The 20,727-nt window shown below is 67.8% G+C and carries 20 protein-coding genes; 11 read left to right on the top strand and 9 right to left on the bottom strand.

All coding sequences use genetic code 11. From position 1 onward, the window contains the following. Nucleotides 1-2 precede the first annotated feature (2 nt). Nucleotides 3-1,469, bottom strand: a complete 1,467-nt coding sequence (locus IT182_12185; protein MCC6164098.1) for a hypothetical protein — start codon at nucleotides 1,467-1,469, stop codon at nucleotides 3-5. A 94-nt stretch (nucleotides 1,470-1,563) separates the two neighbouring features. Between IT182_12185 and IT182_12180 the strand changes: the two genes are divergently transcribed. Further along, a complete protein-coding gene (locus tag IT182_12180; protein ID MCC6164097.1) occupies nucleotides 1,564-3,198 on the top strand; it encodes a tetratricopeptide repeat protein in 1,635 nt (544 codons plus the stop codon). Nucleotides 3,199-3,200: 2 nt separating this feature from the next. On the opposite strand, the gene IT182_12175 is transcribed toward IT182_12180, so the two are convergent. Then, the gene (locus IT182_12175) at nucleotides 3,201-3,740 is read right to left on the bottom strand and encodes a DinB family protein (GenBank protein MCC6164096.1); all 540 of its coding nucleotides are present in this window, start codon (nucleotides 3,738-3,740) and stop codon (nucleotides 3,201-3,203) included. Nucleotides 3,741-3,882: 142 nt separating this feature from the next. Between IT182_12175 and lon the strand changes: the two genes are divergently transcribed. The 6 genes from lon (at nucleotide 3,883) to IT182_12145 (ending at nucleotide 10,717) form a co-directional block, all read left to right on the top strand. Next, on the top strand, nucleotides 3,883-6,582 hold the full coding sequence (gene lon / locus IT182_12170; GenBank protein ID MCC6164095.1) for an endopeptidase La: 2,700 nt from the start codon (nucleotides 3,883-3,885) through the stop codon (nucleotides 6,580-6,582). Nucleotides 6,583-6,585: 3 nt separating this feature from the next. Beyond that, the gene (locus tag IT182_12165; GenBank protein MCC6164094.1) at nucleotides 6,586-7,683 is read left to right on the top strand and encodes a hypothetical protein; all 1,098 of its coding nucleotides are present in this window, start codon (nucleotides 6,586-6,588) and stop codon (nucleotides 7,681-7,683) included. Nucleotides 7,684-7,742: 59 nt separating this feature from the next. Then, nucleotides 7,743-7,991, top strand: coding sequence for a type II toxin-antitoxin system prevent-host-death family antitoxin (locus IT182_12160; GenBank protein MCC6164093.1), 249 nt, complete (start codon nucleotides 7,743-7,745; stop codon nucleotides 7,989-7,991). Further along, entirely contained in the window at nucleotides 7,988-8,371 is a 384-nt protein-coding gene (locus IT182_12155) for a type II toxin-antitoxin system VapC family toxin (GenBank protein ID MCC6164092.1), read from the top strand. The genes IT182_12160 and IT182_12155 overlap by 4 nt, the downstream gene beginning before the upstream one ends. Before the next feature lie 241 nt (nucleotides 8,372-8,612). Then, nucleotides 8,613-9,779, top strand: a complete 1,167-nt coding sequence (locus IT182_12150; GenBank protein ID MCC6164091.1) for an MFS transporter — start codon at nucleotides 8,613-8,615, stop codon at nucleotides 9,777-9,779. Beyond that, entirely contained in the window at nucleotides 9,779-10,717 is a 939-nt protein-coding gene (locus tag IT182_12145; protein ID MCC6164090.1) for a dihydrodipicolinate synthase family protein, read from the top strand. The genes IT182_12150 and IT182_12145 overlap by 1 nt, the downstream gene beginning before the upstream one ends. A gap of 43 nt (nucleotides 10,718-10,760) precedes the next feature. Here the strand turns inward: IT182_12145 and IT182_12140 are convergent, their stop codons facing one another. The 3 genes from IT182_12140 to nuoI are packed head-to-tail and all read right to left on the bottom strand — an operon-like array spanning nucleotide 10,761 to nucleotide 13,834. Beyond that, on the bottom strand, nucleotides 10,761-11,465 hold the full coding sequence (locus IT182_12140) for a methyltransferase domain-containing protein (GenBank protein MCC6164089.1): 705 nt from the start codon (nucleotides 11,463-11,465) through the stop codon (nucleotides 10,761-10,763). A 42-nt stretch (nucleotides 11,466-11,507) separates the two neighbouring features. Then, on the bottom strand, nucleotides 11,508-13,415 hold the full coding sequence (locus IT182_12135; GenBank protein ID MCC6164088.1) for a bifunctional homocysteine S-methyltransferase/methylenetetrahydrofolate reductase: 1,908 nt from the start codon (nucleotides 13,413-13,415) through the stop codon (nucleotides 11,508-11,510). Further along, nucleotides 13,412-13,834, bottom strand: a complete 423-nt coding sequence (gene nuoI, locus IT182_12130; GenBank protein ID MCC6164087.1) for an NADH-quinone oxidoreductase subunit NuoI — start codon at nucleotides 13,832-13,834, stop codon at nucleotides 13,412-13,414. Before nuoI ends, IT182_12135 begins: the two co-directional genes overlap by 4 nt. A 148-nt stretch (nucleotides 13,835-13,982) precedes the next feature. On the opposite strand from nuoI, the gene IT182_12125 reads away from it, so the two are divergent. From IT182_12125 to lepB, 3 genes are all read left to right on the top strand, one after another. Beyond that, nucleotides 13,983-15,308, top strand: a complete 1,326-nt coding sequence (locus IT182_12125; protein ID MCC6164086.1) for a histidine kinase — start codon at nucleotides 13,983-13,985, stop codon at nucleotides 15,306-15,308. Continuing rightward, a complete protein-coding gene (locus IT182_12120) occupies nucleotides 15,305-16,081 on the top strand; it encodes a response regulator transcription factor (GenBank protein MCC6164085.1) in 777 nt (258 codons plus the stop codon). The genes IT182_12125 and IT182_12120 overlap by 4 nt, the downstream gene beginning before the upstream one ends. Before the next feature lie 119 nt (nucleotides 16,082-16,200). After that, the gene (lepB, locus tag IT182_12115) at nucleotides 16,201-16,761 is read left to right on the top strand and encodes a signal peptidase I (GenBank protein ID MCC6164084.1); all 561 of its coding nucleotides are present in this window, start codon (nucleotides 16,201-16,203) and stop codon (nucleotides 16,759-16,761) included. A gap of 15 nt (nucleotides 16,762-16,776) precedes the next feature. Here lepB and IT182_12110 read toward each other — a convergent pair whose 3' ends face one another. The 4 genes from IT182_12110 to IT182_12095 form a co-directional block, all read right to left on the bottom strand. Then, entirely contained in the window at nucleotides 16,777-17,301 is a 525-nt protein-coding gene (locus IT182_12110) for a ferritin (GenBank protein ID MCC6164083.1), read from the bottom strand. A gap of 100 nt (nucleotides 17,302-17,401) precedes the next feature. Next, nucleotides 17,402-19,276, bottom strand: coding sequence for a long-chain fatty acid--CoA ligase (locus IT182_12105; protein ID MCC6164082.1), 1,875 nt, complete (start codon nucleotides 19,274-19,276; stop codon nucleotides 17,402-17,404). Further along, nucleotides 19,266-19,811 carry a cyclic pyranopterin monophosphate synthase MoaC gene (moaC, locus tag IT182_12100; protein MCC6164081.1) on the bottom strand — a complete coding sequence of 182 codons (546 nt, stop codon included), beginning with the start codon at nucleotides 19,809-19,811 and terminating at the stop codon, nucleotides 19,266-19,268. Before moaC ends, IT182_12105 begins: the two co-directional genes overlap by 11 nt. Beyond that, entirely contained in the window at nucleotides 19,804-20,469 is a 666-nt protein-coding gene (locus tag IT182_12095) for a redox-sensing transcriptional repressor Rex (GenBank protein MCC6164080.1), read from the bottom strand. Before IT182_12095 ends, moaC begins: the two co-directional genes overlap by 8 nt. Nucleotides 20,470-20,533: 64 nt before the next feature. On the opposite strand from IT182_12095, the gene IT182_12090 reads away from it, so the two are divergent. Continuing rightward, the coding region (locus IT182_12090) for an OPT/YSL family transporter (protein ID MCC6164079.1) at nucleotides 20,534-20,727 on the top strand (194 nt) is incomplete at its 3' end.

Raw genomic sequence — 20,727 nt, 5'->3', positions numbered from 1 at the left:
GCTCAGAATACCTGCCGCCATGTGAAGTGCATGATCGCGAGGGCGACCTGGAGTCCGAAGCTGGTGAGCAACACGTGCTGCAGCAGCGCGCCACGCAACCGCCAACCCAGATAGATGAACACCGGGAACATCGTCGACGTCACGCGACCCATCGAGAGGAAGCCGCCCATGAAGAGCGGCGGCAGCACCGTGACGAGCAGGAACGCGCTCCAGGCCCAGCCCAAGCGCCTGCCGATCGGCCAGCTGACGCCGAGCACCAGGAACGTGGCGGCCATGTTCAGCAATTCGATCGCGTGCGCCACCGAGTAGCCGTACAGTCCCAATCCCTGCAGATCGCGCCAGCGCTGCAGCGCGAGCACGTGCACGCCGCTGAACTCGCGTCCCCACGCGCCGTGCGCCCGCATCCAGAGGAACCACTCCCCCGTGTGCGTGTGCAGATAGGCAGTGAACGCCAGCATCCCGACCCCCGCGCACGCCGCGGTTGGCAGCGCGGCCGCCAGCGTCTGCCAGCGATAGTCGTCGCGGCGCCACGCGTCGAGCGCCATCAATCCGAGCGGCACGCTCAGCAGACAACCGTTCGGGCGCGACAGGCCGGCGATGAGACCGGCCAGGGCGGCCACGACCCAGCGTCGCTGGCGGAAATGCCAGCAGGCGGCCGTCGCGCAGAGCAGGAACAGCCCCTCCGTGTAGACGGCGCCATAGAAGAACGCGAACGGATAGGCGGCCGTCAGTGCCACGGCAGCGGTCGCCGCGTCATCGGAATCCGTCATGTCGCGCGCGAGGCGGAACAGGTAAACGAGCGCCCAGCCGAACGCCACCACCGAGACGAGCCACCCGGCGTGGAGCAGACGCACGAGTCGTCGCTCGGTGAAGACGTCGAAGGCCTCCGCTGGGTCCTCGGGTGATCCCCACCGCGCGCCCAGCAGCGCCGCCACGGTACGCACCGTGTAGGGATACGCGGGAAAGAACGCGACGTTGGTCTGCGTCTGGGCGTTGCCCCAGTAGTTGTAGCCGTTCTCGGCGATGGTGACGTACCAGCCCGCGTCCCACCGGGCCAGCAGGTTCCGGAACTCGTTGGGCGACTGCCGGAATGGCGGCCCGCCCTCCGGAAAGCCGATCACGACGACGGCCAGGTACGTGGCGTAGACCACCACGAGCCGGGTGGTGAAGACCCACGGCAGCGATCGCCGTAGCGCCGGATCGCGCCAGATGGCCCGGAGTCGCGCCAACGCGCGGTCCCCCCACGTCTCGCGCGGCCAGGCGTACGTCCGGCCGGCGAGCAGTCCGACTGCCAGAAGCGCCAGCCGCCACGGGGACTCGGCCGTCAGCCGCACGTCGCCGAACTTGACGCGCACGCCTCCGGTCAGGAGCGCCGAGACCAGCAGCACCAGCGTGACGAGTATGAGCACGTCGAGCGCGCGAACCCACAACGGCCGCCCCGGGCGCGACGATGTCGACGCGAATTCCACGCCCGACAGCCTACTGGAAATTCCGAATTGCGCCCCACTGTCGAGCGATCTCCGGTAACATCCGCGGCACACCGGTTCAGAGGAGGTCACCAGCATGCGTATCCAGGCATGCGCCGCCGCCGTTGCCATGGCAGGCGCGCTCGGAGTGTGGTTGCCAACCGTGTCGGCGGCGCAGGAGAAGCAGAAATTCCGCGCGCGCGACATTCCCCGGCTCATGGAAGAGGCCGACAAGTTCATCGCCGCCAACGAGCTTCCGAAAGCGGAGGCCTATCTCAAGGCCATCATCGAGGTCGACCCGAAACAGGCGCAGGCCGCATTCAAGCTGGCGAATGTGTGCGAGCGGCAGAACGACCAGGACTGCGCGCTGCTCAACTACCAGCTCGCGCTCGCGAGTCTCACCGGCACGCAGAAGGCACAGGCGCACGCGGGCCTGGCCGCCGGACATGTGCGGGCCGGGCGCGATACCGACGCCGCCGAGCATGCCAAGGCGGCAGTCGGCCTGGACCCGTCCCTTGCCGGGGCGCACATCATCCTCGCCGAGTCGCTCGTGCGGCTGAAGAGTCCCGATGCCGTGGGTGCCGCGCAGGCCGCCGCGGCGGCCGCCCCTGACAATCCGGCCGCCCACCGCGCGCTCGGTGACGCGCTCGTCGCCGCCGATCGCGCGGCGGACGCCGAAGCGCCCCTGCGACGCGCCATCGAGCTGGATCCGAAACTCGTGGCCGCGCACGTCCAGTTGACGATGATTCTGCAGGCCAGGGGCGACGTCGATGGCGTCATCGCGTCGGCCACGCGGGTGATCGATCTGGAGCCCTCGCGCACCGAGATGTTCGCGCTGCGCGGGCGGGCGAACCTGACGAAGGGACAGACGGATGCTGCGCTGCGGGACCTGCACGCAGCCGCCGCGGCCGGCTCGAAGGACGCCACGCTCCACCTGGCCATCGCGAAGATGCATCACGACGGGCGGCAACTCGATCTCGCCGCGCAGTACTACCAGAGCGCAACGCAACTGGACGGCCAACTGGCCGACGCGTGGCTGGGCCTGAGTGAGGTACACGTGGCCCGCAACGACTTTGCGTCGGCCCGCGAGCCCATCACGCGCGCCGTCGGAGTGGCGCCTGGCAAGGCCAACGCACAGTACCTGCTCGGGTTGCTGCGCGAGCAGGAGCAGCAGTACGACGCGGCGCTCGAGGCCCTGGCCAAGGCCATCGGGATCGATGCCACTCTGTCGGGCGCGTACCATGCGCAGGGCAGGCTCCTGCGCACGCATCGGAAGGACACGGCCGGCGGCCTCGCGAGCCTGCGAAAGGCCGCCGAGCTCGATGCCGGGAACCCAGCTGTCCTCACCGACCTCGCCGCGGCGCTCTACGAGGGCAAGCAGAACGATCAGGTCGTCGCGATCCTCGAGAAGGTCACCACGGCGCCGGGCTACGCCAATCCGGTCGGCTACCTGGTGTTCGGGGCGGCACTGATGGACAAGGGCGCGTACGGCGATGCGGTACCGCTCCTGACCAGGGCCGCAGAGCTCGAGCCGAAGTGGGCCGAGGCGCATCGCCGCGCCGCCTGGGCGTTGTTCGGCTCGATCAAGAAGGGCTGTCCCTGTGGCCCGGAGGACGAGCAGCGCGTCAAGCAGATGAAGACGCACTTCGACCAGATGGTCGCACTCGGTGCCGCCGATCCGAACCTCAAGACGCGCGTCGACGCGCTCGTGGACGGACAGAAGGTACGCTGAAGCTACCGGTTGCCCGTTGCCGGTTGCCCGTTGCCGGAATTTGCCAGCAGCCGCAGATGATGCTCGGCGTGGCCGGGGATGAGCCAGGCGAGCGCGCGCACCGACAGGGGCGTGTCGCTCGCCACGCCCCGGCGGTCGGCGACCTCGTCCGGCAGGCCCCGCAACAGCGTGAGTGTCGAGTGGCGCACGGCCTCGAAATCGTCGAGGAGGCCGGCGAGCGTACGCGGATGGCCCGCGGTCTGCGACGCCCAGGCATCCTGATCGAATCCCGGGAGCGGCGCCCCGTCGCCGCGCGCGAACCAGAGCAGGCGGAACGCGAACACGCGCTCGGTGTCCGCCACATGGCCCATCACGTCGAGCAGCGACCACTTCCCCGGCGCCAGCGGCAGCGCCGCCGTGTCATCGTCCACGCCCGCCAGCAGCGCGCGGTAGTCGGCCGGCTGCGCGTCGAGGCGCGCCTGCCACTCGCCGTCGCCGATGCAGGCGACGTAGCGCACGAAGTACGCCCCGCATTCCCCAGGCGCCGGACGCATGGTGAACATGCCGGCATGATAACGCGCGCCGGCCGGCTGATAGACTGGCCTTTCGGCAGGGTCGCGACGCGAGACGCCTGACGGGGTTCGCGCGTCAAACCTTTCAGGGGCCGGCATCGGGCCGGAGCCCCGCTCTTGGAGACGACCACACGTGGCAGACGCCAACGTCCAGGAACCACAGGAACCTCAGCTGCCCTCGCGCCTGCCGGTGCTCCCGCTGCGCAGCACCGTCGTGTTCCCGCTGACGGTCCAGCCGCTCGCGGTGAACCGCGCGGTGTCGGTGGATGCCGTGAATCGCGCCCTCGCCGGCGACCGCATGCTCGTGCTGGTGATGCAGGTGGGCGACGCCGACGACCCTCAGCCGAACCAGCTCCGCAAGGTCGGCACCGTGGCCGTCATCCGCCAGATGGCCAAGGGCGCGATGGGCCTGCAGATTCTGGTCGAGGGCGTGTCGCGCGTGCGTCTCGACGAGGTGACGCGCGACGGCAACGTCATGGACGCCGCCATCTCTCCGGCGCCGGAGCCAGACGCCTCGGGCCTCGAGATCGACGCCTACCTGCGCTCGCTCCGCGACCTCGTCGAGAAGGCGTTCTCGCTGGCCACGGGCCTGTCGCCCGACCTGCGATCGATCGTGTCTGGCATCGACGAGCCGCTGCGGCTGGTCTACCTGCTGGCCACGCTCATCGACATGAAGCCCGAGGACAAGCAACTCCTCCTCGAGCAGGACGACCTTCGCGTGAAACTGAGCGCGATCACGTCGGCGCTCAAGCGCGAGGTGGAACTCCTCGAACTCAAGGGCAAGATCGAGTCGCAGGCGCAGCAGGAGATGAGCGACGCGCAGCGGCAGTACTACCTGCGCCAGCAGCTCAAGGCGATCCAGTCCGAGCTCGGCGAAGAGGAAGGCCAGGAGATCGCCGAACTGCGCAAGCGGATCGACGATGCGAAGCTGCCCGATGCGGTCCTCAAGCAGGCCATGCGCGAGGTGGACCGCCTCGAGCGCATGTCGCAGGCGTCGCCCGAGTATCAGATGCTCCGCACGTACCTCGACTGGCTGCTCGAGGTCCCGTGGAGCGTGACGACCGAGGACCGTCTCGATCCGCGCGCCGCGCGCGTCGTGCTCGACGAGGATCACTACGATCTCGACAAGATCAAGGACCGCATCGTCGAGTACCTCGCGGTGCGGAAGCTGAAGAACGACATGAAGGGCCCGATTCTGTGCTTCGCCGGCCCTCCGGGCGTGGGCAAGACGTCGCTCGGCCAGTCGATCGCCCGTGCGATGAACCGGAAGTTCGTGCGCATCTCGCTCGGCGGCGTGCGCGACGAGGCGGAGATTCGTGGGCATCGACGCACCTACATCGGATCGATGCCCGGTCGGCTCGTGCAGGCCCTGAAGCAGGCCGGCTCCATGAACCCCGTGTTCATGCTCGACGAAATCGACAAGATGCAGCCCGGCGGCTTCTCCGGTGATCCGGCGTCGGCGATGCTGGAGGTGCTCGATCCGGCGCAGAACCATACGTTCCGCGACCACTACATCGAAGTACCGGTGGACCTGTCGAAGGTGCTGTTCATCGCCACGGCGAACAATCTGTCCTCAGTGCACCCGGCGCTGCTCGATCGCATGGAGATCATCAGCCTGAGCGGCTACACCGAGGAGGACAAGGCGCACATCGCGCGGCGGTATCTGGTGCCGCGGCAGATGAAGGAGCACGGCCTGCCCGAGGACGGCCTCGACCTCACCGACGGCGCGCTGAGCCGCGTGCTCCGCGAGTACACGCGGGAAGCCGGCGTACGCGGGCTCGAACGGCAGATCGGGACGATTGCACGCAAGCTCGCCGCGCGCGTGGCGGGAGTGGAGACCGCGCGCCAGGCCGAGTCGGGCACCGGGCAGGCAACACCGGCAACCGGCAACGGGCAACCGGCAACCGATCAGGAAGCGCCGGCAACGGGCGCCCGGCCACCGGCAACCGGGCAGGAAGCGCCAGCAACGGACGCCCGGCCACCGGCAACCGGGCAGGAAGCGCCGGCAACAGGCACCCGGCCACCGGCAACCGGGCAGGCAGCACCGGGTGTGGCAGAGGTCACCAATGCAACTCCGATTACAGCTGACGCGGCGGCACCACCAGCGGCGGACGTGGTCGTGACGCCGGTCGTCGCGCTCGACGCGCCGTTTGTCGTGAACGCCGCAGACGTGCCCGAGTATCTCGGTCCGCCGAAGATCAAGAACGATGCGCCGTTCAGGCTGTCGCGTCCCGGCGTGGTCACCGGGCTGGCGTGGACCGAAACCGGTGGCGACGTGCTGTATGTCGAAGCGACGCTGCTTCCCGGCGGCAAGGGTCAGCTCGTACTCACGGGACAACTCGGCAGCGTGATGCAGGAGTCGGCACGCGCGGCGCTGAGTCACGTGCGCTCGCGCGCCGACGCCCTCGGCATCCCCACCGATCTCTTCGGCACGCACGATCTCCACCTGCACGTGCCCGCGGGGGCCATCCCCAAGGACGGTCCGTCGGCGGGCGTGACGATGGCGACGGCGATCCTATCGGCGGCACGTCAGACGCCGGTGACACCAGACGTCGCGATGACCGGCGAGATCACGCTGAGCGGACTCGTGCTGCCCGTGGGCGGCATCAAGGAGAAGGCGCTCGCCGCCAGGCGGCAGGGTATCAAGACGATGATCCTGCCGGCGCAGAACGAGGACGACCTCGACGAGCTCTCGCCTGAGGCACGTCGCGAGATGACGTTCAGGCCGGTGGCCACGTTCGAGGAGGTCGTCGCGATCGCGCTGGGTCCGATCGAGCCGCAGGCATCGTCAGACACGCCAGCCGCGCCTGCCGAACCCGTCGTCGCCGGCTGACGCGTGGCTGTCGCGTTCTGCATCTCGGGACACGGCTTCGGCCATGCCAGTCGACAGGTCGAAGTCATCAACGCGTTCGGCGCCCTGTGTTGCGAGCAGCCGATTCACGTCTTCACACGCGCGTCGCGCTGGCTGCTCGATCGCACTCTCCGCGTGCCCGCGACGATCGTCGAGCAGGCTGTCGACTCTGGCGCGATCCAGCGCGACAGCCTGATCGTCGACATCCCCGCGACACTCGACGCCGCGACACGATTCGAAGCCGGTGCGGATGTCGCGGCCGTGGAACTCGCGACAACGTTCCGCGATCGAGGCGTGCGCGTGGTGGTGTGCGACGCACCCGCCATGCCGTGTACCGCCGCGCACCTGGCCGGCATCCCCGCCGTCCTGCTCGCGAACTTCACGTGGGACTGGATCTACGAGGATTTCGCGTCCGATCACCAGGATTACGACGCCCTCCCCACCCGGCTTGCCGCGCGGTACGCGCACGCGGCTGCCGCGTGGCGTCTGCCGATGGCGGGCGGCTTCGCGTCGGTGACGACGGTCCTCGACTTCCCGTGGATCGCGCGTCGCTCGCAGCTGGATCCCGCAGACATCCGCCGGCGTCTCGGTGCCGGCGACAGCCGTCCCCTTGCGCTCATCTCGTTCGGCGGGTATGGCGTTGCTGATATGACGCTCGCCCACCACTACGACGCGCCGTATCGTCTGGTGTTGTCGGCGGGGGCAACGCACTCGCCACTCGACGCCCCTGCCGATGCCATCCATGCGGATCGCGAGCGCCTGACGATGCTTGGCCTGCGCTACGAGGATCTCGTCGCCGCGTGTGACGTCGTCGTTTCCAAGCCCGGATACGGCATCGTGTCCGAGTGCGTGGCCAACGACACGGCCCTGCTCTACACCGACCGCGGCAGATTCCGCGAGTACCCGGTGATGGTGGCGCAGATGCCCGCCGTCATGCGATGCGCGCACATCTCCAATACCACGCTCGCCACCGAGCGGTGGGACGAACCGATCGCCACCCTCCTCGCCCAGTCGCGCCCGGCCGAACGCCCCCTCGTCAACGGCGCCGACGTCGCCGCCGGCATGCTCAGCGCCATGCTGTAGGCATGGATTGACCATCCTGACCATCTGATGCCACACTCTGATTGACCATCCTGACCATCATGAGTGTCCTCGAATCCGTCAACATCGCTGAGGCGAAGGCGCGACTGCCAGAGCTGGTCGATCGCGCGGCTCGCGGTGAGGAAATCGTCATCGCGCGCAACGGCGAGCCGCGAGCGCGACTCGTTCCGCTGGCTCCTCCCGTGCGCCGTGTGGCGGGGCGTGGCAAGGGCCAGTGGCGCGTGCGCGGCGACTTCAACGAGCCCTTGCCGGAGGGCCTGCTCGACGCCTTCGAAGGCCGGCGGACGTGAAGTCCCTGCTGCTCGACACCGAAACGCTGATCTGGTGGGACGCCAACGACAAGCGACTCGGAAAGACGGCCCGCGGCGCCATCCATGACGCCGCCGTGGTCTTCGTCAGTGCGGCATCAGCGTGGGAGATCACGATCAAGGTGGCACTGGGCAAGCTGGAGACCACGCGGACACCAACAGTCGCCGTCGAGCAGGCTGGCTTTCGCATGCTGGCCGTGTCGTTTGCACACGCCGAGGCCGTCCACGAGTTGCCCCCGCACCATCGCGATCCGTTCGATCGACTGATCGTGGCAACAGCGCGCGTCGATGGCCTCACCGTCGTCAGCAGCGATCCGCTGTTCCGGCTCTACGACGTGGCGCTGGTCGATGCCACTCGCTGAACTCGGTGCCGTGCTGTGATATGCATCGCGCTGCGCGCGTCGATGCGCGCAAGAGGATCACTGTCAATGCGCCATCCGCTCTCCGCTCTCGTCCTGCCGACATCCCCCGGCATCGCCGCGCAGGCGCAACAGGTCACCGGTGTCTGACGCATCGCTCTCATCGTCCTCGCACACCCGGTACGCCTGGATCGTTGTCGGCCTGCTCGTCCCCGTCGCGCTCCTGAACTATCTCGACCGCCAGATGCTGGCGTCGATGAAGTTCTCCGTAATGCACGACATCCCGGAGATCGGCCTCGAGGCGCGATGGGGCGCCATCCTCGCGCTGTTCAAGTGGGTCTATGCCTGCGTGAGCCCGATCGGCGGATACGTGGCCGACAGGTACAGCCGTCGCCACGTGATCGCGGGCAGCCTGCTCGTGTGGTCGATCGTCACGTGGATGACGGGCCATGTGACCACGTACGAAGGTCTGCTCTTCACGCGTGCCTTCATGGGCATCAGCGAGGCGCTGTACATCCCCGCCGCGCTGGCGCTCATCGCCGACGTCCATCGCGGGCACACGCGTTCGCGCGCCGTGGGTTTCCACCAGATGGGCATCTACATGGGCGTGATCATCGGCGGCTTCGGGGGGTACGCCGCCGACCATCCGTCACTCGGCTGGCGGTGGGCCTTCGAGTTGTGCGGCCTCATCGGCGTGCTCTACGCACTGCCGCTGTTCCTGCTGCTGCGCAATCCATCCCGACCCGACGGCGAGCCGCACACTGCCGGCCTGACGCCCGGCACTGCGCTGCGCGAACTGCTCGGCAACAGGTCGTTCGTCCTGCTGGTGCTGTACTTCACGCTCCCGGCACTGGCGGGCTGGGTCGTCCGCGACTGGATGCCCGCCATCCTGAAGGCGGAGTTCGCCATCGGGCAGGGCCTGGCCGGCGTCTCCGCCACGCTGTACTGGCAACTGGCCGCGATGGTCGGCGCCGTCGTCGGAGGCTGGCTCGCCGACAGATGGATGCAGCGGACTGAACGCGGCCGCATCCACGTGAGTGCGATCGGCATGGCCATGATCGTCCCGGCGATGTTCGGCGTCGGCTACGCCCCGCAAACGGGAGTACTCTGGGTGGCGATCGCGTTCCTGCTGCTGTTCGGACTCGGGTGGGGCTTCTTCGACGCCAACAACATGCCCATCCTGTGTCAGGTGGCACGCCCGGAACTGCGCGCCACAGGCTACGGCATCATGAACTTCGTGAGCATCAGTTGCGGCGGGTTCGCCGACTGGGGCTTCGGCCTGATGCGCGACCGAGGCGTCCCGCTCTTCGGCATCTTCGGCGTCTTCGCGAGCGCCGCGGTGCTCTCGGTCGTCCTCGTCCTCTTCATCCAGCCGCGCTATCGCGAAGGCGTCGTACCGGTGGTGCACTGATGGCCATGTTCCTGAGCGGTCCACTTCACGATCTCGTCGCCGCCACGCACACGCCGTTTGCCGACGATGGAGCACTCGCGGTGGATGTGGTGCCGGTGCAGGCGGCGTTCCTCGCCGCGCGCAGCATCCGCACCGTGTTCATCTCGGGATCGACCGGCGAGTGTCATTCCCTCACGCACGCCGAACGTCTCGCATTGTACGACGCGTGGGCAGACGCAGGACCTGCTCACGGCGTCACGGTAATCGCGCACGTCGGCGGCAACGCGATCGGCGATGCTCGGGTCCTCGCGCGACACGCGGCATCCCTGGGCCTCGCCGCGACGAGCGCCATGGCGCCGTCGTACTTCAAACCTGCCAGCGTGACGGCCCTCGTCGACTGGTGCGCGGCGATCGCCGCCGAGGCGACGGATCTGCCCTTCTACTTCTACGACATTCCCGCGCTCACGGGCGTGGCGCTGCCGATGGATCGCTTCCTGCCGGAGGCGATGACGCGCATCCCGAACTTCGCGGGCATCAAGTTCACCAACCCCGATCTCATCGCCTATCGGCGATGCCTTGACGTGACGGGTGATCGGGCGGACCTGCCGTGGGGTGTGGACGAGAGCCTGCTCGGTGCGCTGGCCACCGGTGCGCGCGGCGGCGTCGGCTCGACGTACAACTTCGCGCCGGGGCTCTATCGCGCGTTGATCGCCGCGTTCGAGCGGGGCGACATGACCGAGGCGCAGCGCTTGCAGTCGCAATCGATCGCCCTCGTCGACGCCATCGCGGCAACAGGCTACCTGGGCACGGCCAAGGCGCTCATGGCACGCCTCGGTGTCCCCGTCGGCCGGGCGCGCGCACCTCTCGCGAACCCGACCGACGCGCAGGTGGACGCGCTCATGGAACGCGTGCGCGGGGTGGTCATGCCCGATGCCGGACATGCCGCGATGTCGCGATGACGGGTGACTGAGAAGGAGCCGGTTGCCCGTTGCCGGCTTCGCGTCAATTCTTGATGCAGGTGACCAGCGACCAGATGCGCGGGATGTTGACCTTCTCGATCGACACCGGCTGCAGGCTGGCCTGAGCGAGGAAGGCCGGCAGGTCGAGGTCCGACTTGAAGCCGATGTGGACCATCATCGGCGAAATCATCCGCTCGGCCTTCGACAGCAGCTTGTTGGGGCTGAGGAAGTGGTTGAGGAAGATGATGCGCCCGCCGGGCTTGCACACCCGCCGCATCTCCTGCGCGACCTTCACCGGATCGGGGACGACGCTGATCAGGTACGGCGCGTAGACGATGTCGAAGCTGTTGTCCTCGAACTTGAGATCCTGGGCATCCATCTGGAGGAGGCGGACGTTGGTCACACCTTTCCGCGCTACGCGTTCGCGCGCCTTCTCCAGCATCCCAGCCGAGAAGTCGATGCCGGTGATCTCCGTGTCGCTCGGGTACATCGAGCAGTTGATGCCTGTGCCGACGCCGACTTCGAGAATCCGGTCTCCGGGGTGGATCTGCATCCGCTGCAGCGCCTGGACGCGACCGGGGTGCAGCGTGGGGCCGAAGGTGAGGTCGTACACGCTCGCAAGGCGCTCGTAGACCTTCTCGACGAAATCGTTCTCGACGGCGGTGACCGACAGCGCGCGCGTGGCGGCGTCGCCCTGCAGAAGCTCGTCGTCTTCGCCGGTCGCCCGATCGTCTCGGAACAGTGCCATCAATGGACTCCCACGGGGAAACAGTCGGGCAAGTCTACCACGTCAACCACGGCCGATTTGCGCGGCGTGAGACTCGGTCGCCACAGGCGTCAGCGCCGGTTCCTTCTCGGGCATCCCCGGTGCGAGGATGGCGAGAGTGCGCGCGATGTCGCCGCTCACGCCGGACACGATGAGGCCGGCAACCAGCGGACGAATCGCCGCGGCGACCTCGCGGGCGATCGCCAGCGCCTCGTCTTCGGCGCGCCCCTCACGGTCCGCATCAGCCATCCGTGCCACCAATGCCTCTGGTACCGAGACGCCGGGTTCTTCGTTGGCAAGCTGCTCGGCCTGGCGAGCGCTGTCGAACGCGCGGACGATCGCCAGCACGGGCACGCGACGATCGGCCGTCTCGTCGAGGAATCGGCGCAGTGCATCGACGTCGTAAACCGGTCCCATCACCACGAAGTCGGCACCGGCGTCGATCTTGTACCGGTACCGCGACAACTCGCGCTCCGGCATCACGGCCGTCGGGTTGGCCGCCACACCGATGTGGAAGGCCGTCGGTTCGCCGATCGCCTGTCCGCCGACGTCCTCTCCCCTGTTGAAGCGCGCGGCCACGTTGGTGAGACCGATGGAATCGACGTCGAACACCCCCGTCGCGTCGGGATATTCGCTGTGGCGCAACGGACGTCCCGTCACGAGCAGCAGGTTGCGCAGGCCGAGGGCGTGCGCGCCGAGCAGGTCGCCCTGCATCGCGTGCAGACTGTGATCGCGACAGCAGTACTGCAGGATCGTCTCGACGCCGGCGTGCTGCTCCACCGTGACGGCGCTCGCCAGTGCACTCATGCGCGCGCGGCTCGTCGCGCTGTCGCTCACGAGCACCACGTCGAGGCCGTTGATGCGCGCGTCACGCGCCTGATCGGCGATGCGCGCGTGCCCGAAACCCGCCGGCGCCACGAGTTCGATCCCCGTGACGAAGCGACCATGTTGCAGCGCGTTTGCCAGGCGCGATCGCATCTGGACCGGCACTGGCGTCACCACCACGCGTGGATCGGCCGGGACGTCGCGCGACGGCGACGCCTGACGCATCGGTGCCGCCAGTGCGTGGACGGCGTGCGCGATCTGCTTGACGTGGGCCGGTGTGGTCCCGCAGCAGCCGCCGATGAGCCGTACACCGGCGTGCGCGAAGCGCCGCGCGTACGACGCCATGTAGTCGGGCGAGCAGAGATACAGGTTGCGGCCGTCGACGTCGCGCGGCTTGCCCGCGTTGGGCATCGCCGCGAGGAGGGCGCCGGGCACCGCCTTGGCCAACCGCTCGACGGTGTCAAGCATCGCCGCCGGACCTACGCTGCAGTTGACACCGATGACGTCGGCGCCGAACACCACCAGTTGCGGCCCCACCTGCTCCACGGGCGTGCCGTCGAGCGTGTTGCCATCCTCCCCCGTCGTGAGCATGGCGACGATCGGCTGCGGGCTGATGCCGCGAATCGCACGAATCGCGGCGCCGAGTTCGTTCACGTCGCGGAACGTTTCGAGGATGAACAGGTCCACGCCGCCCTCGGCCAGGCCGGCCGCCTGTTCGGCGAACAGCAACTCGGCCTCGTCGAGTCCCGTCTTGCCCCACGGTTCCACGCGCACGCCGAGCGGGCCGATCGAACCAGCCACCCACGCTGACTCGCGCGCCGCGTGGCGCGCGATGCGGGCGCCGGCGACATTGATCGCGTGAACCTTCTCGGCCAGGCCGAAGCTGGCGAGCTTCAGGCGATTGGCGCCGAAGGTATTGGTCTCGACGACCTCGGCTCCGGCGCGAACGTACGCCCTGTGGACGTCGCCCACCAGGTCGCTGTCGGTCAGGTTGAGGTCTTCGAACGCGCGATTGAGGAAGACACCACGGGTATAGAGCTGAGTGCCCATGGCACCATCGCCAATGAGCACCCGATCGCGCAGGGCGTCGAGAAAGGCTTGGGTCACCGGCTGGAGAGGGGCACCAGGAGGTCTTCCTTGTCCCACACGAAGTCGTCCTTGCTGTACACGGCGAGCTCGTAGTCCTTGCCCATGAAGATGGCAGACACGGGGCAGGCTTCCTCGCAGTAGCCGCAGAAGATGCACCGCGTCTTGTGGATCTGGTAGGTCCGCGCGTACCGCGGGCCTGCCTGCACGCTGCCGTCGTTCTCGGCGGCCTCGAGGTAGATCGCGTCGGCCGGACACGCCACCGCGCACAGGCCGCAGGCCACGCACTTCTCCAGCCCGTTCTCGTCGCGCATCAACACCTGCTTGCCGCGCCACTTCGGGAACATCGGGACCTTCTCGTCCGGGTAGTTCACGGTGACGGGCTTCTTGAACATGTGCCCGAACGTGGTCTTGAACCCGACGATCCAGGGACGAATCATTGGGACATTGTAACAACAAGGCGGGCGCCGGCAACGGGCAACCGGCAAACCGGCAACCGGGACGACGGCAGGACCGCCGGACATCCGGCCCGCGCGCTGCCCCGGTTGCCGGTTGCCGATTGCCGGTTGCCGTCAGCTACACTGCGGTGTGCTCCACGAGCCGCGGTTTCTCTCTGCGGAGCAGTATCTGCTCGTCACGCTGATCGTCCAGCTCGCGGGTATCGCGGCGCTGTCGACGATGCTGGTACGGTTCCGGCGGTTCCGGACCCTGCTGCTGACTGAGCGGCGCGACTGGCCGGAACGCCTGAAGTTCATGGGCGCGCTCGGCGTGCCGCTCGCAGCGGGCGTGGCCAGCCGGCTGCTGCTCGGGTACCACGCCGCTGACGTCTCGCTCGGCGGCGCCTATCTCGCGGGGCTGGTCGCCGGGCCCTACGCCGGCGCCATCGTCGGGCTGATGGTCGGCCTGACGGCGCTCGCCGGCGGCGAGTGGATTGCCATCCCCCTCTACGTCGGTTGTGGCTTCGCGGGCGGCGGCCTGCGCGAGATCTGCCCCAAGGACGCCATCTGGCACTTCTCGCCGTTCGTCCTCACCGGTCTGTTCCGCTACCTGTGGAAGCTGGTGCGGCGGTTCGAGGTCGATTGGCAGATGCTGCTCATCGCGGCGCCGATCGCGCTCGAGATCCTGCGGCAGATCCTCGGGCACCGTTACGGCATCGAACGCCTGTTCTATTTCCCTGCCCAGCCGGTCACCATGCTCATCGTCGTCCTGATGGCCACGACGCTGACAGTCGCCATTCCCATCAAGATCTGGAACTCGGCGCGCATCGAGCACAAGCTTCAGGAACAGGAGGCCCTCCTGCTCGAAGCACGCATCGAAGCGCTCACCAGCCAGATGAACCCGCACTTCCTGTTCAACACGCTGACGTCGATCTCGTCGCTCATCAGGACGCGGCCGGACACGGCGCGCATGCTGATCAACAGGCTGGCGGGCCTGCTGCGCCGGCGCCTGCGGGCCCACGACCACTTCATTCCCCTGCGCGACGAGCTCACGGCCGTCGACGAATACCTCGACATCGAGTGCGTCCGTTTCGGACCGTCGCTCTGCGTCGACAAGGATCTCGATCCGGCGACACTGGACGTCGTGGTCCCGAGCATGATTCTGCAGCCGCTCGTCGAGAACTCGATCAAGCACGGGTTCGCCGACAAGATGGGCCAACGGCGCATCACCCTTCGCTCGCACCGCGAGGGCGCGACCACGGTCCTCGAAGTGATCGACAACGGCCTCGGCATCCAGACCGATCGCATCGGTTCCCACACGCACATGGGCATCGGCCTGGCGAACATCTCGGAACGCCTGCGCGTCATCTACGGCATGCACGGCCGACTGGCCATTTCGAGCGAGCCGGGGCACGGGACCCAGGTTCGACTGGAGATCCCTGATGTCCTCCTTCCCGCAGCGGCAGGCGTGAGATGACGCTCAGCGCCCTTGTCGTCGACGATGAGCAGCCGGCCCGCGAGGAGTTGTGCTTCCTTCTGTCGCAGGCCGGCGACGTGGAGGTCGTCGGCCAGGCCGACAACGGCGTGGCCGCGCTCGACATGCTCGAGGACCTGGAACCCGACGTCGTCTTCCTCGACATCCAGATGCCGGGACTGACGGGATTCGAAGTGGCGCGCCACGCGGCCCTGCGGCAATCGTCGCCCCACGTCGTCTTCGTGACGGCGTTCGACCAGTACGCCGTCGACGCGTTCCAGATGAACGCCATCGACTACCTGCTGAAGCCCATCGAAGCCCCGCGCCTGGCCCAGACCCTGACACGGGCGCGCCAGCGCCTGGCATCGGTACGGTCCGACGAGGTGTCGCCCGCGGCGCTCGCCCGGATCGTCCAGGCGCTCGCTGCGCGACAGGCACGCCGGACGCAGCTGGTCGTGAAGGTGAGCGACCGTATGATGCTGGTGCCGGCTGACGACCTCGTCTATGCGTCGGTGAACGAGGACGAGGTTTCCGTCGTAGCCAGTCAGGTGACCGGGGCGTCCAACTACCGGACCCTGGACGAACTGCAGGCCCAGCTGGATGAGCACGTCTTCTGGCGGGTGCACCGGTCGTACCTGGTCAACATCAACAAAATCAAGGAGATAGTCCCCTGGTTCAGCCGGAATTTCATCCTGAGGATGCGGGACGCGCGATCGACGGAGATCCCGGTCAGCCGCGCGCAGACCAAGCGGCTGCGAGAGTACCTGCAGATCTGACGGACCTCCCGCTGCAGGGCGCGGCCACCTCGGGGTTCCCGCCTGCCGTCGGACCGAATCCGCCGTCCGGGTACACGCCCGTCGTCCCGCCCGTCACCGCGCAGGCGGCCGACGCCGCCCTGCGCGCCGCGACCGCCGAGGTTCGTCGTCCGTCGATCTGGGCGCGGACCGCCGAGGAAGCGTTCACGTGGTTCAAGACGCTGGCATCGGCCGCGGTCTACGCCACGCTGATCGTCACGTTCGGCTTCCAGGTGGCGCGCGTCGAAGGCCAGAGCATGTCCCCCACGCTCGAGGATCGCGATCGCCTCATCGTCAACAAGGCGATCTACAAGCTCGGTGAACCGCATCGCGGCGACATCGTGATGCTCTGGTATCCGGTGGATCCCGACAAGTCGTGCGTCAAGCGCGTGATCGCCGAGGAGGGGGATCGCGTGCGCATCGTCGACGGCCGGGTCTTCGTCAACGACGAGCAGATCGACGATGCGTACGTGCCGAGCGAGTATCGCGGACACGACGACTGGGGTCCACAGGAGATTCAGGAAGGGTACTACTTCGTGATGGGCGACCATCGGAACAACAGTTCCGACAGCCGCCACTGGGGGTCGGTCCCCAAGAAGTACATCATCGGCAAGGTGCAGCTGCGCTGGTGGCCACTGCCGACCGCGCAGATCTTCCCGTAGCTACCCCTCGCCCAGCTACGCGCCGGTGCCCGGCTTGCCTCCCCCGGCACCGGCAGCCGCACGCGCACCGAGTTCGCGATCGATCTCGAGCAGTGCGGGTGCATCGCTGCCCGCCATCGCCAATTTGGCGATGACGTCTCGCGCCGACTTCTCTTCTTCGACCTGCTCGGTCACGAACCACTGCATCTCGACGACGGCGGCGAAATCCTTCTCCCGCATCGCGAGGTCGTAGAGCGCGTCGATTTGCGCGCTCACCTGCTCTTCCTGCGCCAGCGACGCCTTGAACACGTCGAGCAGCGTCGTGGCGTGCGCCGTCTCGACGGAGATCTTGCGCAGCGACACGCGGTAGTTCCGCGCCTGGATGAAGTCGAACAGGCGCAGGGCGTGCCCGCGCTCCTCGTCGCTCTGGACGCGGAACCAGTGCGCCGCTCCGGGAAAATTGAGGTCCTCGCACACGCCCGACATCGCGAGATAGCTGTGCGATGCGGACAGTTCGTTGTTGACCTGATCGTTGATGGCCTCGTAGACCTTCGCGCTCATCTGATTCCTCTCTCGAGTCGAGGGCCGGCGCCACGGCCGCGCCCCGCTGATGGTCGAGCGAACGGTCCGGGCATGCGGACCGCGACGCATCCGTCATCGCTCACACGATCTCGTATAACCGATCGACGACCGCCTGCCAACGATCGAGTACGACACGGCGCCGCAACTTGAGAGTGGGTGTCAATTCCCCCGTCGCGATGCCGAACTCGGTGGGCAGCAGCGCCACCTTCTTGAGCCGCTCGAACTGCGCCAGATCCCTGTTCAGCGGCTCGATCACTTCCTGGAAGAGCGACAGCACGTCCTCGCGCTCGACAAGCGCCTCGCGCGTGCCCGACGGACGGCCGAGCACCTTCAGGCGATGCTCGAGCGCCGGGAAGTCGGGCACGATCAGCACGGCCGGGAAGTTGCGCCCTTCGCCCACGATCATGGCCTCCGCGACGAGCGGATGCCGCTTCAGCAGCGCCTCGATCGGCGCCGGCGCGATCTTCTTGCCGCCGGAGGTGACGAGCAGTTCCTTCTTGCGATCGGTGATCGTGAGATAGCCGTCGTCGCCGAGCGTGCCGATATCGCCCGTGTGGAACCAGCCGTCGGGCTGCAGCACCGCAGCGGTCTCGGCGGGCCGTTTCCAGTACCCCTTCATCACGTGCGGTCCGCGCGTGAGGATCTCGCCATCGTCGGCGATGGCCACTTCCACGCGATCCACCGCGCAGCCCACGCTACCGAAGCGCGGCGCGTCGAGCGGATTGACGGTGATCACCGGCGACGTCTCCGTCAGCCCGTACCCTTCGATGAGCGGCAGACCGATGGCATGGAAGAACTCGGCGATATGCACCGGCAGCGGCGCGCTGCCAGACACGGCCACGCGTAAGCGTCCGCCGACGCGTGCGCGAATCTTCGAGGCCACGAGACTGTCGGCCACCGACTCCCGCATCCGGCCCAGCATCGACGATGCCGCGCCGGCACGCTTCGCGGCGGCTCCATCGCTGCCAACGCGGACCGCCCAGTCGAACAGGTGCCGGCGGAACGCGGGGCCGGAAGCCGCCGCTTCGGTGATCCGCGCGTACAGCTTCTCGTACACGCGCGGCACACCCGTCATCACCGTCGGCCGCACGGCCTGCATGTCGCGCGCGAGCGTCTCGAGCGACTCGGCGTGACAGACCATCACGCCTTCATAGAGGTAGAGATACGTGACCATCCGCTCGAACACGTGGCTCAGTGGCAGATAGCTGAGCGCCACGTCCTCACGCGTCAGGCCGAGCACGGGGATCACCGCGAGGACGTTCGACATGACGTTGTCGTGCGTCAGCATCACGCCCTTCGGCTCGCCGGTGGTGCCAGACGTGTAGATGATCGTGAACAGGTCTTCCGGCCGCACGGCGTCGATGCCGGTCTCGTATCGCGCCACGGCCTCCGCATCGGCAGCGCGGGCCCGTCCGCGTTCGACGACGGCCTCGAAGCGCAGGACGGAATGACTGTCGCGCGCCGCCGACGGCGGGACTTCGTCGGTGAACACCGCGATGAACTCGAGTTCCGGCAACAGATGCCGCACGCTCAGGATCTTCTCGGCCTGCTTCACATCGGACACGAACACCCCGCGGGCACCGGCGTCCTGCAGGATGAAGCTCGCCTGCTGTGCCGGGACCGTGGGATAGATCGGCACCGTCACCAGTCGCGCCGTGATGATGCCCAGATCGGCGACGAGCCATTCCTGCCGTGTCTCGGACATGATCGCGATGCGATCGCCCGGCGCCATCCCCATGTCGTCGAGCGCGAGCCCGACGGCGCGCGCCCGCTCGACGAAGGCAGCCGTCGAGCGCGGCCTCACACCGTCAGGCCCGCATTGCTGGAGGAACTCGGGCCTGGGGTACTCGCGCAGCAAGTCAGCCGGCAGTTGCGCGAGCGTGCGAATGCGGCCGGGAACCGACGACAGGACGCGGCGCTGGTGCGATCGAGGGGCTGCGGCATCAACGGGCATGGCGAATTCCTCCGTTCCGGCGACGACGCGCGGGCGTACGATCGGCGCCTGATGTGGACGTGACGTCTCCCGACGTCCCGCCGCGCTTCTCCACGAGTCTGATCCGCTCGATGACCATCGCGCTGTCAGCGGCCTTGAGCATGTCGTACACCGTGAGTCCCGCGACGGCGACCGCCGTGAGTGCTTCCATCTCGACGCCCGTCTGACCGGTGGTGCGCACGGTAGCCTCGATGGCGATGCCGCCGCGCGCCGGTTCCACGTCGACGCGTACCCCGCTCAGGGCGAGCGGATGACAGAGCGGCACGATGGTGGCGGTCTGCTTGGCCGCCATGATCCCGGCCAGACGCGCGGCCTGGAGGGGGTCGCCCTTCTTCAGCGCGCCGGCGCGCATCAGCCGTCGCGCGGCGGCGGAGACCCGCACGAAACCGCGCGCGACAGCGACACGCGACGTGATGGGCTTGTCTGACACGTCCACCATGCGCACGCGCCCGGCAGCGTCGGCGTGCGTCAATGCGACAGGCGTGCGCTCAGACATCGAGATGTCCGTTCGCCAGGAAGAACGACAGGCTTTCGAACGTCACGGTGAGGTCCATGTCCTTCAGTTTCACCTGAGGCGGCACACGCAGGTTACCGGCAGAAAAGTTGAGAATCGCGCGCACGCCGGCCGCGACCACGGCGTCGACCGAGCCCTGCGCTGCCTCACCCGGCACGCAGATCACCGCGATGTCGATACGCTCACGCTCGACAAGTCGTTCGAGGTCGCGCGCGTGCCGGATCGGCACGCCGCTGCGCGAGTACTGCCCCACCTTGTCGCGCGCCGTGTCGAGCAGCGCGACCACGTCGAAGCCGTCCTTGCGGAAGCCCGCATAGTCGGCCAGGGCGAGTCCGAGGTTGCCAGCCCCGACGATCACCACCTTGATGCTGCGATCGAGGCCGAGAATCTGGCGCAGGTGTCGCTTCAGATCCTTCACGTAGTACCCCACGCCGCGAATGCCGAACTCGCCGAAGTGCGCGAGGTCCTTCCTGATCTGCGGTGCGTTCAACTGGAACTGGGACGCCAGACCGAGCGACGACACGGTGTTGACGCCCGCGGCATCCAGGGCGTCGAGGCAGCGCAGGTACACGGACAGACGCGCTGTCGTGAGCTCCGAGACATGGTCACCCGCTGTCCGGGCCCGCTCGATGTCGGACATCCCGGCCATGATAGCGGAAGCTCCGGCTTGGGATTGCCGGTCGACTTGGGTTATACGTCGCCGCATGGCCGATCCGACCTTCACCCCCTACGTGCCAGCGGACCAGACGCCGCCGGAGTTCACGGCGAAAGCCGTCCTGCTCGGTGCGCTGTTCGGCCTCCTGTTCGGCGCGTCGACGGTCTACCTGGGTCTGCGTGCCGGCCTCACGGTGAGCGCGTCGATCCCGATCGCGGTGCTGGCCATCTCGGTGCTGAAGCG

Source organism: Acidobacteriota bacterium, assembly GCA_020845575.1.
In the GTDB taxonomy this organism is placed as follows: domain Bacteria; phylum Acidobacteriota; class Vicinamibacteria; order Vicinamibacterales; family Vicinamibacteraceae; genus Luteitalea.
The sequence above is the reverse complement of the archived record's forward strand: the minus strand, read 5'-3'. Positions and strand labels throughout refer to the sequence as shown.